Origin of the sequence: Sediminicoccus sp. KRV36 (assembly GCF_023243115.1) — a bacterium.
GTDB lineage: Bacteria > Pseudomonadota > Alphaproteobacteria > Acetobacterales > Acetobacteraceae > Roseococcus.
In genome coordinates, this window is sequence record NZ_CP085081.1 from 482,392 (window position 1) to 493,730 (window position 11,339).

Annotated in this window: 11 protein-coding genes; 6 read left to right on the forward strand and 5 right to left on the reverse strand. The window is 69.4% G+C overall.

Annotated elements, in window-relative coordinates; genetic code table 11:
- Positions 1-17: 17 nt before the first annotated feature.
- Positions 18-857, forward strand: a complete 840-nt coding sequence (locus LHU95_RS02285) for a universal stress protein (RefSeq protein WP_248711636.1) — start codon at positions 18-20, stop codon at positions 855-857.
- Between the two features lie 15 nt (positions 858-872).
- Here LHU95_RS02285 and LHU95_RS02290 read toward each other — a convergent pair whose 3' ends face one another.
- Entirely contained in the window at positions 873-1,616 is a 744-nt protein-coding gene (locus LHU95_RS02290; protein WP_248709760.1) for a hypothetical protein, read from the reverse strand.
- Positions 1,617-1,620: 4 nt separating this feature from the next.
- A complete protein-coding gene (locus LHU95_RS02295) occupies positions 1,621-2,406 on the reverse strand; it encodes a DUF1698 domain-containing protein (protein WP_248709761.1) in 786 nt (261 codons plus the stop codon).
- A gap of 192 nt (positions 2,407-2,598) precedes the next feature.
- Here LHU95_RS02295 and LHU95_RS02300 point away from each other — a divergent pair, with 192 nt between their 5' ends.
- Entirely contained in the window at positions 2,599-3,849 is a 1,251-nt protein-coding gene (locus LHU95_RS02300) for a D-amino acid dehydrogenase (RefSeq protein ID WP_248709762.1), read from the forward strand.
- Positions 3,850-4,069: 220 nt separating this feature from the next.
- Here the strand turns inward: LHU95_RS02300 and LHU95_RS02305 are convergent, their stop codons facing one another.
- The 3 genes from LHU95_RS02305 to LHU95_RS02315 all read right to left on the reverse strand — a co-directional run bounded on the left by LHU95_RS02305 (position 4,070) and on the right by LHU95_RS02315 (position 8,522).
- Positions 4,070-4,738, reverse strand: coding sequence for a class I SAM-dependent methyltransferase (locus LHU95_RS02305; RefSeq protein WP_248709763.1), 669 nt, complete (start codon positions 4,736-4,738; stop codon positions 4,070-4,072).
- A gap of 248 nt (positions 4,739-4,986) precedes the next feature.
- Positions 4,987-6,903, reverse strand: a complete 1,917-nt coding sequence (locus LHU95_RS02310) for a lysylphosphatidylglycerol synthase domain-containing protein (RefSeq protein WP_248709764.1) — start codon at positions 6,901-6,903, stop codon at positions 4,987-4,989.
- Positions 6,900-8,522 carry a lysine--tRNA ligase gene (locus tag LHU95_RS02315; RefSeq protein ID WP_248711637.1) on the reverse strand — a complete coding sequence of 541 codons (1,623 nt, stop codon included), beginning with the start codon at positions 8,520-8,522 and terminating at the stop codon, positions 6,900-6,902. The genes LHU95_RS02310 and LHU95_RS02315 overlap by 4 nt, the downstream gene beginning before the upstream one ends.
- A 171-nt stretch (positions 8,523-8,693) precedes the next feature.
- Between LHU95_RS02315 and LHU95_RS02320 the strand changes: the two genes are divergently transcribed.
- From LHU95_RS02320 to LHU95_RS02335, 4 genes are all read left to right on the forward strand, one after another.
- Entirely contained in the window at positions 8,694-8,888 is a 195-nt protein-coding gene (locus LHU95_RS02320) for a DUF4089 domain-containing protein (RefSeq protein ID WP_248709765.1), read from the forward strand.
- Positions 8,885-10,273 (forward strand): AtzE family amidohydrolase, encoded by a 1,389-nt coding sequence (locus LHU95_RS02325; protein ID WP_248709766.1) that lies wholly within the window; start codon positions 8,885-8,887, stop codon positions 10,271-10,273. Before LHU95_RS02320 ends, LHU95_RS02325 begins: the two co-directional genes overlap by 4 nt.
- Positions 10,274-10,275: 2 nt before the next feature.
- A complete protein-coding gene (hpxZ, locus tag LHU95_RS02330; RefSeq protein ID WP_248709767.1) occupies positions 10,276-10,662 on the forward strand; it encodes an oxalurate catabolism protein HpxZ in 387 nt (128 codons plus the stop codon).
- A gap of 89 nt (positions 10,663-10,751) precedes the next feature.
- The gene (locus LHU95_RS02335) at positions 10,752-11,321 is read left to right on the forward strand and encodes a glycine zipper family protein (RefSeq protein WP_248709768.1); all 570 of its coding nucleotides are present in this window, start codon (positions 10,752-10,754) and stop codon (positions 11,319-11,321) included.
- The last annotated feature ends 18 nt before the right edge of the window (positions 11,322-11,339 follow it).

Below are 11,339 nucleotides of genomic sequence, written 5' to 3' on the forward strand. Positions count from 1 at the left end.
AGGCCAGTTTGCGGGATATGATCCGCTCCATCCTGCTCGCCCTCGATGACACGCCCGGCGCCTGCGCGGCGCGGGATGTCGCCTTCGCCCTCGCCCGCCGCACCGGCGCCGCGGTGACGGCGCTGATCGTGCTGGACCGCCCGCATACCAGCGCCGCGCATGAGGCTGTGCCGATGGGCGGTGGCGCCTTCGCCGCCCGGCGCAACGAGAAGCTGGCCGCCGCCGTCGAGGCCGAGGCGGAGGGGGTTCTCGCGGATGCGCGCGTGGCGGCGGGGGACCTGCCCTTCGCCGTGGTGCGGCGCGAGGAGGCGCCCGAGCAGGCCCTGCTGGCCGAGGGCGCCACGCATGACCTCATCATCATCGGCCGCGACTGCACCCTGGGCCGCGAGGCCTGCGACGACGGGCTTTCCCCCACCATCGAGGCGCTGCTGCGCGATGGCGCGCGGCCGCTGCTGGTGGTGCCCCCGGGCACGCAAAGTGCTGGCCTCGCCGAAGTCGTTCAGCTCACCCATCCCATCCTGATCGCGCAGAACGGCTCCATGGCCGCGATGCGCACGCTGCATGTCTTCGCGCTGCTGGGACTGGGGAAGGGCCAGGCGGTCAAGCTCCTCGACTTCACCGCCGATGCCAGCCCCGAAGCCCTGGCGCGCTACCTCACGCAGCACGGCATGCAGGCCGAGGCCTTCGCCGTGCGGGGCGACGCGCATGACATCCTGCTGGCCGAGGCGCAAAGCCTGCCGGCCTCCCTCCTTGTGCTGGGTGCGGATCAGGAGAGCGGCATCAGCCGGCTGATCTTCGGCAGCGCCACGGCCCGGCTGCTGCGCGCCGCACCCTGCCCGGTCTTCATCCACGGCTGAGGCCGCGCCGCAGCCCTATCCGGCCAGGTGGATCCAGGGCGGGGTGAAGCCGGCCAGCACGCCATCCGGCGCCTCGGGCAGCAGGGCCGCGTAAAGCCCGCGCGCCGGGCCCAGCGTCGGGTGATCGCGGTAGAGGATGCGGTTGAAGCCCAGATTGCGCAGCAGGTGCAGCATCAGCGGCGGATTGGGCGCCCAGCCGGAGATCCAGCTCCCCTCCGGCCCGCCGATCGGCAGCCAGCGGCTCTGCGCCGTCATGATCGGCCGCGCATCCTCCAGCGCATCCTGCATCGTCTCCAGCAGCAGCACCCGGCTGGTGACGTTGCGCATGCCGTGCAGCGCCTTGATGGGATTGAACAGCTGCTCGAAACAGGCGGTGGCGAGCACGACGTGAAAGCTGCCGAAATCCGGGCTCAGCAGGCGCGGGTCCAGGGTTTCCGTCTCGAGCGGGGCGCCCAGCGCATGCGCCGCCCATTGTGTGGCCGAAAGCGCGTCTGCGCCGGGCAGGCTCCAGGCCAGGTGGTCCGCCGCCACGGCCCGCGCGGCGCCGCGCCGCAGCATGGCGAAGCTGAAGGCGCCGTTCGCCGCACCCAGTTCCAGCACATGCGCCCCGGTGAGGTTCAGCGGATCGAGCAGGGCCGCTTCCTCGGCGGCGAGCTGCGCTTCCGGCACCAGCCCCTCGGTCACGAGGTCCGGGCCCAGGCGAAGGCTTTGCAGCCAGCGATGCGCGGACAGGGCTGCGCGCAATTCCGTCCCGCTCATCGCGTCAGCCCCGCACCAGAAGGTCTTCGATGGCGCCCGGCACATCGAGGTCCCGCCAGGGGCTGCCGAGCTGCAGGATCAGGCCATCCTCCACCTCGGGCAGGAAGGCGGCGTAGAGGCCATGGCCGCGCCCCAGCGTCGGGTGGTCCCGGTAGAAGATGCGGGTGAAGCCGAGCTGCAACAGCAGGTGCAGCATCAGGGCGGGATTGGGGCCCCACCAGTTCGTCGCATCCCCGGCCAGGGTGGCGGCGGGGTAGAAGACCATGCCCGGCCGGGCCTCGGCGGTCAGGTCCTGATGGGTTTCGATCAGCAGCAATTGCCGCGTCACCTGGCGCAGGCGCGTCATCACCTCGATCGGGTCATAGAGGTGGTAGAAGACGCCGAGGAACAGCACCACGTCGAAACGGCCGAGCTGGTCGGTGATCTCGAAGGGCGCGATCTCGGCCGCTTCCACCTCCAGCCCCAGCGAGTCGCGGGCGAGTTCGAAGGTCTCGCGCCCCTGCCAGACCGGGTGTTTCCAGACGTAGCTGTCGGTCGCCAGCACGCGGCGCGCACCGCGCTGCTTGGCGGAGAAGCTGAAAAACCCGTTCCACGCGCCGACATCCAGGACCGAGCGCCCCGTGAGGTCGAACGGCGCCAGCAGCGCATCCTCCTCCAGCGCCATGACCTGCTGGTCCTTCAGCCCGGGTGTCACCACACCGGGACGCAGCGCGATCGTGTGGAACCAATGGAATTGCTGAATGCGGGCAAGCAGCTCCGCATCGGACAGGTGCGGCATCGTCAAGGTCATGCAACCCTCATAACAGAGGCCGCGCCGAGCGGCCATTGACCAGGCCCCCGCCGCGTTGAGCGGCGATGACCAAGCCCCCGCCGCGTTGAGCGGCGATGACCAAGCTCCCGCCGCGTTGAGCGGCCATTGACCAACCTCCTGCCGCGTCGGGCGGCCATTGACCAAGTTTCCGCCGCGCCGCACCAATGCCGCATGCGGATTTTGATCCTTGGCGCCGGCGTCACCGGCCTCACCACGGCCCAGGCCCTGGCCGATGACGGCCATGCCGTGACCGTGGTGGATGCCGAAAGCCGGCCCGGCCAAGGGGCCAGCTTCGCCAATGGCGCGCAGCTTTCCTACAGCTACGTCGCCCCCTTTGCGGCCCCGGGCGTGATCGGCAAGGTGCCCGGCTGGATGCTCGATCCTGACGGCCCGCTGCGGTTTCGCCCGCAGGCAGATCCTGGCCAGTGGAAATGGCTGATCGCCTTCCTGCGCGCCTGCAACCCGACCACCGCCGAGCAGACCACGCGCCGCCTGCTGCTGCTCAGCGCGCTCTCGCGCCAGTTGATGCACGGGCTGGCCGCGCGGCACGCTTTCGATTTCGCCTTCGCCCCGGCCGGCAAGCTGGTGCTGCAGCCCGATGCCGCCGGCATGGCGGCGGCGCAGCGGCAAATGGCGCTGCAGGCCGCCTGGGGCACCGAGCAACGCGCCCTGTCCCGCGCGGAATGCCTGGCGCTGGAACCCGCCCTGGCCGGCATCGCCCATCGCATCGCCGGCGGCATCCACACCCCGGGCGAGGATGCGGGCGATTGCCGGCTGTTCTGCGAGGGGCTGGCGCAATCCCTCACCCGGTCCAACGCCGCCGTCACGCTGCAACTGGGCACGCGGGTCACGCAGATCATCCGCGCCGAGGGCCGGGTGCGCGGCGTGATGACGAATGCGGGCGTGATCGAGGCCGATGCCGTGGTGCTGGCGCTGGGTGTCGGTGCCAGGGCGCTGGCGCGGCCCTTGGGGCTCGATCTGCCGATCTATCCCCTCAAGGGCTACTCGCTGACCCTGCCGATCACCCGGGCCGAGGCGGCACCGCGCATCAGCGTGACCGACAGCGCGGCCAAGGTGGTCTATGCGCGCATCGGCCAGCAATTGCGTGTGGCGGGAATGGCCGATGTGGTCGGCTATTCCACCCGGATCGAGGAGAAGCGCCTCTCCACCCTGATCCGCCAGGCGCGCGCCGCCTTCCCCGATGCGACCGACTGGCGGGACCTGCACCCCTGGGCCGGGCTGCGCCCCGCCACGCCGACCGGCCTGCCAATCCTGGGGGCCGCGCCCGGCATGCAGGGGCTCTATCTCAATCTCGGCCAGGGCTCGCTCGGCTTCACGCTGGCCATGGGCAGCGCCGCGGTGGTCGCCGCCGAGATCGCCGGCCGCGCGCCGCCGATCCCGATGGAGGGGTTCCGGCTGTAGGGCGTGATCCGGTCAGGGTGAGGGAGGATGCCTGAAACAGCCGCGCGACGGGGTCGAGGGGCCAGCCCCTCGAGCTCCCCGGCAGGGTGAAAACCTGCGTGGTTTTCACAGTTTCCTGCACCTTCGTCCGAGGATAATGCGCTCGAAGCTCCACGACGCCGGGTTTCTGGGTGGGGTTGGCCGCCAAGCGGAAACGCCCTCCCGCAGCCCGACCTCCGCCTCAGGCCTGGGCTGGATCGGGGCGCTCCCAGAGCAGCAAGGGCTGCCCCGTCCGCACCTTGCGCAGGCCGGCGCGGAAGCGCGGGAGCTCCTTGCGGCCGATCAGGACCCTGAGGCTGCGATAGACGGGCATGTCGCTCCCGCCCGGCTCGGCCGGGAGTTCCATGCCGGGGAAGGCCAGCGGCGAGATGCGCGCCTCCCCCATGCCGAAAAACGCAAAGCCGCACACCGCATGCGAGGCGGTGATCCGCTCCAGCAGGTGCAGGTAATCGCTGACCATGGGCTTGAAGCGGATGCGCTTGCCGAAATTTCCGGCCACCTGGGCGCCCCGCAAGGCCAGCAGGCTGTCCGCGTCATAGTAGTTATGCTGGATCAGCACGTAATTGCGGGCGGCCAGGATCATGCGGGACATGGCCTGTTCAAAATCCAGCCGATCGCCGATCTCCGGCAGCAGATCCACGGCAGTAATAATGGCAGCCGTATTGCGCCCGGCATAATTCAGCAGGTTGCCCTGTTCGGCGGATAGTCCTGCCTGCCGGCAGGTGGCGACCTCCTCCTCGGAGAGATCAATACCGTGGCCTTCCTCGCCCAGGAGGTTGCGCAGATAGATCAGGGAGTTTCCGGAACCACAGCCAAAATCAATAAAGCCGATCGGCTTTTTGGCTGGCATGGTGCCAGCCTGGGCCGCGTCGGTTGCAGGCGTCATTTTGAACACCCCGATGATCACTCATGACGCTGAAAGATGTGCCGAAATCACCGCCGCATCTACCTTTCGCGGTCGCTGGCGGCCGATATCTTTTTCTTCATGGACGCCTCCGCCCCAAGGAAACGCCCATTCCCTCGGCAGATCAGGCCGGATCGGGCAGGCCGAGCAGCCTTTGCCGTCGCCGCCATGGGGGCGAGTGGCCATACCCGGCCTCAGGGGGGCGCGCAGAGCCCCAGCAGTCGGCCCACATCATGCTCGGCATCGCAGGCCAGGAAGCCGGTTGCCGGTGGTTCGGCCGGCAAGGTGAGCAGGCCGATATCGGCGTAGATCCGCAGGTAGCCGCCGCCCAGATCCACAAAGGCCGGCCGGCCGCCCTGCCATTCGCAAAAATCGCGGAACCGCCAGATGGCCGAGACCGCATCGCGCTGGTCGCCCACCGGGTCGCCATGGCCGATCCACAAGTCACCGCTGCGGGTGAAGGCGAAACCGGCCCGCCCAGCCTCCCCCCAGAGCACGCCATCGGCCGTGTCAGGCAGGGTGGCGCCGAGGGATTCCAGCCGCGTCCGGTTGATCTCGTCGAAGGGGGCGGCGCGGATGGCGGCCGGGCGCAGCAGCCGCACCATGCCCAGCAGCAGCAGCAGCGCCGTCACCCCCACGGTGAAGCGCAGCTGGACCGGCGCGCCGGAGAACAGCACCACCTCCCACCACATGGCACCTTGCAGGCGGCTCGCATTGGCCAGCATGGCCAGTGCCATCCCGCAGATCGCCACCGCGGCCAGGGGCAGCAGCATCTCGTTCGAGAGCGGCTCCCGCCGCAGCCGGCTCTCGCGGTAGAAGGCGGTGCGCATGGTGGCCAGCAGGGCGGCCACCAGCAGGAACAGCCCCCAGGTCCACCAGGCTTCCTCACGCAGCCAGGTGATCACCGCGCCATTCACCAGCAGGAACAGCGCCATGCCCCAGGCCAGCCGCAACCGCCGCGCCATGCCGAAGGCCATCACCAGCAGCAGCGAGCCCACGATGGAGGCGGCGAATTGCGAGGCCAGCGCCGCCTCATACCCCGCCCAATCTTGCAGGACGATGGCCGAGATGGGCAGCGAGCCGAGGAACACGAGCAAGGCGCCACCCAGCGCCACCAGCCCGGCCAGGATCGGCACCTCCAGCGGCATGGCGCCGCGGCTGAGCGCCTTCAGCGAATCCCGCCGCTGGCCGATCTCGAAGCCGGCAAACAGCACGCCGGAAATGAACAGCGGCACGATGTAGTAATACAGCCGAAAGACCAGCAGCGCGCCCACCACCTCGGCCGCGCCCATATAGGGGGCGAGGCCGATGATGATCGCCCCGTCGAACACGCCGAGGCCGCCCGGCACGCTGGCCGTGATGCCCAGCGCATAGGCCGCGAGGTAGATGCCGATGAAGCGCAGGAAGGTCAGCCCCTCGGCCGGGGGCAGCAGCACGTAGAAGATGGCGGCCGTGACGGCGACATCCACCGTGGCCAGAAGGCTTTGCGCCACGGCCATGCGCACGCCCGGCAATTCCACATCATGGCCAAAGACGCGGATGCTGCGGCGAAACCGGCTGAGCAGCACATAGGCGATCACCACGCCGAACAGCGGCAGGGCCGCCAGTTGCAGCAGCCAGCGCGGCAGGTTCGCCCCCGCCCAGGGCAGCACCTCGGGCTCGACCAGCAGCACCATGCCCCCCAGCGCCATGCCGCCCAGCCCGAAGGTGAGGGAGGTGAAGCCGACGACCTTGCCGACCTCGAGCGGGGAATACCCCCAGGCGGTGTAGAGCCGGAACCGGACGGCCGCACCCGAGACGGCGGCGAAGCCCAGATTATGCGCGAGCGAATAGCCGCAGAAGGAGGCCAGCAGCGCCCGCCCCCAGCTGGATGGCCGGCCGGCATAGCGCGCCCCCAGCCAGTCATAGATCGCCAGCACCAGATAGGCGGCGACCGTCAGCCCCGCCCCCCACCAGAGGGCCCAGGCCGGGATCGCCTGCATGGCGCGCGTGACATCCGCGATCGAGAGATTGCGGAACTCGCGATGCACCACCCAGATGGCGCCGACCAGCAGCAGCAGCCCGAAGACCGTGGCGCCATGCCGCTTGATGAAAGGGAGTGCGGCTCTCACCCCGGGGCGTGGCCCCGCGCCAGCGCGTTCTCGATCAGGGCGACGGTCTCGGGCACGCCCATCACGGCGATGGTGCCGCCGAAGCGCGGCCCCTCGCTCTTGCCCAGCAGCACCTCATACAGCGCGCTGAACCAGGCGCGGCCCACACCGAGGGAGCCATCCTTGTTGGGCACGGCGAAGGGGGGGCGGCGGCCCGCGTCATAGACGGCGTTCTGCATCGCCGCCTCGCGCTCGGCGCCGGCCGGCAGGGCCGAGAATTCCGGGGCGCGTTCCAGCAGGATGGCGATGAGGGCGCGCATCGCCTCGGCTTCCTCGGGCGTGGCGGCGCGGAACTTCCGCTCGGGCGCGATGAAATCGCGCCAATAGGCGCAGGCATTGCGCACCAGGCGGTCCAGCACCGGCTCGCCCTCCGGCGTCAGCCCCGGGTGATATTTGCGCAGATAGGCCCAGAGCCGCTCCGGATCATCGGTATTCGCGATGCCGGCGAGGTTCAGCAGCGTGGCGTAGGAGACGGGCGGCGGGGCGAAATTCGGCACCTGGCCGGCATGGATGTGCCAGGCCGGATTGGCCGGGTCATTCTGCGCGCGCAGCTTGGCGAGTTGCGCCAGCCAGTCATCCACCGCGCGCGGAATCACTTCCTTGTACAGCCGCTTGGCCGAGCCGGGGGAGCCGAACATGAAATGCGCCAGGCTCTCGGGCGGGCCATATTCCAGCCATTGCTCGATGGTCAGGCCATTGCCCTTGCTCTTGCTGATCTTCTGGCCCTGGGCGTCGTTGAACAGCTCATAGGTGAAGGAGACGGGCGGCTCGCTGCCCAGCACGCGGCAGATGCGGCTGGAGAGCTTCACGGAATCGATCAGGTCCTTGCCGGACATTTCGTAATCCACGCCCAGCGCGTGCCAGCGCATCGCCCAATCGGCCTTCCACTGCGCCTTGCAATGGCCGCCGGTGACGGGCGTCTCGAAGCGCTCGCCCGTGTCAGGGTCGGTCCAGATGATGGTGCCAGCGTCCAGGTTTGTCGCTTCCACGGGCACCTGCATCACCACGCCGGTCCGGGGGTGGATCGGCAGGAAGGGCGAATAGGTGGCGCGGCGATCGGGGCCGAGTGTGGGCAGGATCACGTCGCGCACTTCCTCATGCAGGGTCAGCATGCGCAACAACGCCGCGTCGAAGCGGCCGGATGCATAGTAATCGGTGCTGGATGCGAATTCGTATTCGAAGCCGAATTCGTCGAGGAAGCTGCGCAGCCGGGCATTGTTGTGCGCGCCGAAGCTCGGATGCGTGCCGAAGGGGTCGGGGATGCGCGTCAGCGGCTGGCCCAGATGCGGGACCAGCAACTCCCGGTTGGGGATGTTGTCCGGCACCTTGCGCAGCCCGTCCATGTCATCGCTGAAGGCCAGCAGCCGGGAGGGCAGGCCGGTGAGCCTGGCGAAGGCGCGCCGCACCCAGGAGGTGCGCGCCACCTCGCCGAAGGTGCCGATATGCGGCAGGCCGGAGGGGCCGTAGCCGGTCTCGAACAGGGCCTCGGCCTTGCCCGTGGCGGCCATGCGGCTTGCGAGCTTGGTCGCTTCCTCGAAGGGCCAGGCGCGGATGTTTTCGAATTGCGGGTCGGCGGTCATGGGCAGGGGGATGGCAGGGGCGGGCAGCGGGGTCAATCTTGACATGCCCAAGCCTGCGGCAGGTCTGCCTTGCGGGAGCGCAGGGCGGGCCGGCCTGCCGAAATGAACGGTCTGCAACCCACTGGCGCGGCACGGCGGCTTGGGTCAGTTAACCGCCTGGAGGAGCCATCCATGCCCGATTTCGAACCCGAAGCTTACGCGAAGCAGGCCGCCGCCGCCATCGGCCTGCCGCTGCACGCGGCGCATCTGCCCGGCATCACCATGAACCTGGCGCTGGCCAGGCGCATGGCGGGGCTGATCGAGCAGATGAAGCTCTCCCCAGCCGATGAGGCCGCCCCCGTCTTCGTCGCGCGGAAAACCCCATGACCGCGGCAGACCTCGCGGCGCAGATCCGCGCCGGCACCCGCCGCGCCGCCGATGTGCTGGAGGAGCGGCTGGCCGATATCGCCGCCCGCAACGCGACCTTCAATGCCTTCACCGAGGTCACCGCCGCGCGCGCCCGCGCCGAGGCCGCGGCGGTGGATGCCAAGGTGGCGGCGGGCCAGGACCCCGGCCCGATGGCGGGCGTGCCCGTCGCCGTGAAGAACCTGTTCGACCTGGAAGGCATCACCACCCTGGCCGGCGCCAAGATCGAGCGCGACACGCCGCCGGCCAGCCGCGATGCATTCCTGGTTCGCCAGATGCAGGCAGCCGGGGCCGTCATGCTCGGCGCGCTGAACATGGATGAATACGCCTATGGCTTTACCACGGAGAACGCGCATTTCGGCCCCTGCCACAACCCGCATGACCTGACGCGCATCGCGGGCGGTTCCTCGGGCGGCAGTGCGGCGGCGGTGGCGGGCGGCCTTGTGCCCATCACGCTGGGCAGCGACACCAATGGCTCGATCCGCGTGCCCGCCTCGCTCTGTGGCATCTGGGGGTTGAAGCCGACCTATGGGCGGCTTTCGCGCTCGGGCGGCTTCCTCTTTGCCGCGAGTTTTGATCACCTCGGCCCCTTCGCGCGCGAACTGGCCGATCTGGCGCTGGCCTACAACGTGCTGCAAGGCGAGGACCGCGAGGATCCGGCGCAGCATTGGGTGGGCCATGCCCCGGTCGGCGGCTCGGCCGAGATCGGCGATCTGCGCATCGCCATCGCGGGGGATCACTTCACCCGCGGCGGCCATGCCGAGGGCTTTGCGGCCGTGGCGGCCGCGGCGCGCGCGCTGGGCACCAGCCGCAGCGTGACCATCCCGGATGCGGGGCTGGGCCGCGCCGCCGCCTTCCTCATCACCATGGCCGAGGGCGCCAATCTGCACCTGCCCAATCTGCGCAGCCGGCCGGATGATTTCGACTTCGCGACGCGGGACCGCTTCCTGGCCGGCGCGCTGCTGCCCGCCCAATGGGTGCAGCAGGCCCAGCGCGTGCGCGCCGCCTATCGCGCCCGCGCACTCGCGGTGTTTGACGAGGTGGATGTGCTGATCGCCCCGGCCACCCCCTATGTGGCGCCAAAGATCGGCCAGGACATGATCGAGGTGGAGGGCGCCATGATTCCGGTGCGCCCCAATCTCGGCGTCTACACCCAGCCGATTTCCTGCATCGGGCTGCCCGTCATCGCGGCCCCCATCGCCGATCCGGTGGGGCTGGGCACGCCTGGCGGCATGCCCATCGGCGTCCAGCTCATCGCCGCCCCCTGGGCCGAGGAAAAGCTGTTCCGCGTCGCGGCGGCCCTGGCGCAACGCGGCATCTGCGCATCCCCACAGGTAAGGGCCTGACCATGCACGAGATCAATATCCCCGAAGTTCATGCCGAGGTGACGGCGGCGTTCTACCGCTACGAAACGGCGCTGGTGACCAATGACGTCGCCGTGCTGGATGAGCTGTTCTACGACAATGAGCATACGCTGCGCTTCGGCGTGACGGAGAACCTGTTCTCCTACGCCGAGATCGCCGCCTTCCGCGCCTCCCGCCCTTCGGTGGGCCTGCAGCGCGAATTGCTGCGCACCGTCATCACCACCTATGGCCGGGATTTCGGCGTCGCCAATACCAGCTTCCGCCGGGAAGGCAGCGACCGCACCGGCCGGCAGAGCCACACCTGGCTGCGCACGCCCGAGGGCTGGCGCATCGTGGCGGCGCATGTCTCGCTGCTGCCGCCGGGCAGTTGAGGGGGCTGCCGGGATTTAATGTAACGCGGCCTGCTTCGGCCATATTTGCGGACCATATCCCTCGCTCGTTGCATTGTCGGGGATATGTCATGCGAAACATCCTTCTTCCGGCGCTTGCCGCTCTGGGCCTCACCGGCTGCGCCATTCCGCCCTTGCCCCGTGGCCCAACCATTGTGGCCATGCCGCCGCAGGGCCGGGATTTCGGCCAGTTCCAGCGTGAGGATGCCTTTTGCCAGCAAACCGCCGCGGCCAATCTGGGACTGAATGATCCGCAGGCCATCACGCAATCTGCGCTGGGCAGTGCGGCCATCGGCACCGCGGTGGGTGCGGCGGCGGGCGCTCTGATTGGCGCCGCCACCGGCAATGCGGGCGCCGGGGCGGCGATCGGCGCCGGGGCCGGGCTGCTCACCGGCAGTGCTGTGGGCGCCAATGCGGCGCAGAACACGAATTTCAGCCTGCAGGAGCGCTACGACGTCATCTACGCGCAATGCATGTCCTCCTACGGCAACTCGATCCAGCCCATCCAGGTCGGCGTGCCGGTGCCCACGCCCTATCCCTATGCCTATGGCCCGGCGGTCGGGTTCGGGTTTGGCTACCCCTATGCCTATCCGCGCCCCTATGGCGGCTATTATGGGCGGGGCTATTACCGCCGCTGGTGATCCGCCGGCGCGGCCCTG

What these genes read in the sequence shown, in the direction of transcription:
- LHU95_RS02285 (WP_248711636.1), top strand. Translation starts at nt 18, where the DNA reads ATGATCCGCTCCATCCTGCTCGCCCTCGATGACACGCCCGGCGCCTGC.
- LHU95_RS02290 (WP_248709760.1), bottom strand. Translation starts at nt 1,616, where the DNA reads ATGAGCGGGACGGAATTGCGCGCAGCCCTGTCCGCGCATCGCTGGCTG.
- LHU95_RS02295 (WP_248709761.1), bottom strand. Translation starts at nt 2,406, where the DNA reads ATGACCTTGACGATGCCGCACCTGTCCGATGCGGAGCTGCTTGCCCGC.
- LHU95_RS02300 (WP_248709762.1), top strand. Translation starts at nt 2,599, where the DNA reads ATGCGGATTTTGATCCTTGGCGCCGGCGTCACCGGCCTCACCACGGCC.
- LHU95_RS02305 (WP_248709763.1), bottom strand. Translation starts at nt 4,738, where the DNA reads ATGCCAGCCAAAAAGCCGATCGGCTTTATTGATTTTGGCTGTGGTTCC.
- LHU95_RS02315 (WP_248711637.1), bottom strand. Translation starts at nt 8,522, where the DNA reads ATGACCGCCGACCCGCAATTCGAAAACATCCGCGCCTGGCCCTTCGAG.
- LHU95_RS02320 (WP_248709765.1), top strand. Translation starts at nt 8,694, where the DNA reads ATGCCCGATTTCGAACCCGAAGCTTACGCGAAGCAGGCCGCCGCCGCC.
- LHU95_RS02325 (WP_248709766.1), top strand. Translation starts at nt 8,885, where the DNA reads ATGACCGCGGCAGACCTCGCGGCGCAGATCCGCGCCGGCACCCGCCGC.
- hpxZ (WP_248709767.1), top strand. Translation starts at nt 10,276, where the DNA reads ATGCACGAGATCAATATCCCCGAAGTTCATGCCGAGGTGACGGCGGCG.
- LHU95_RS02335 (WP_248709768.1), top strand. Translation starts at nt 10,752, where the DNA reads ATGCGAAACATCCTTCTTCCGGCGCTTGCCGCTCTGGGCCTCACCGGC.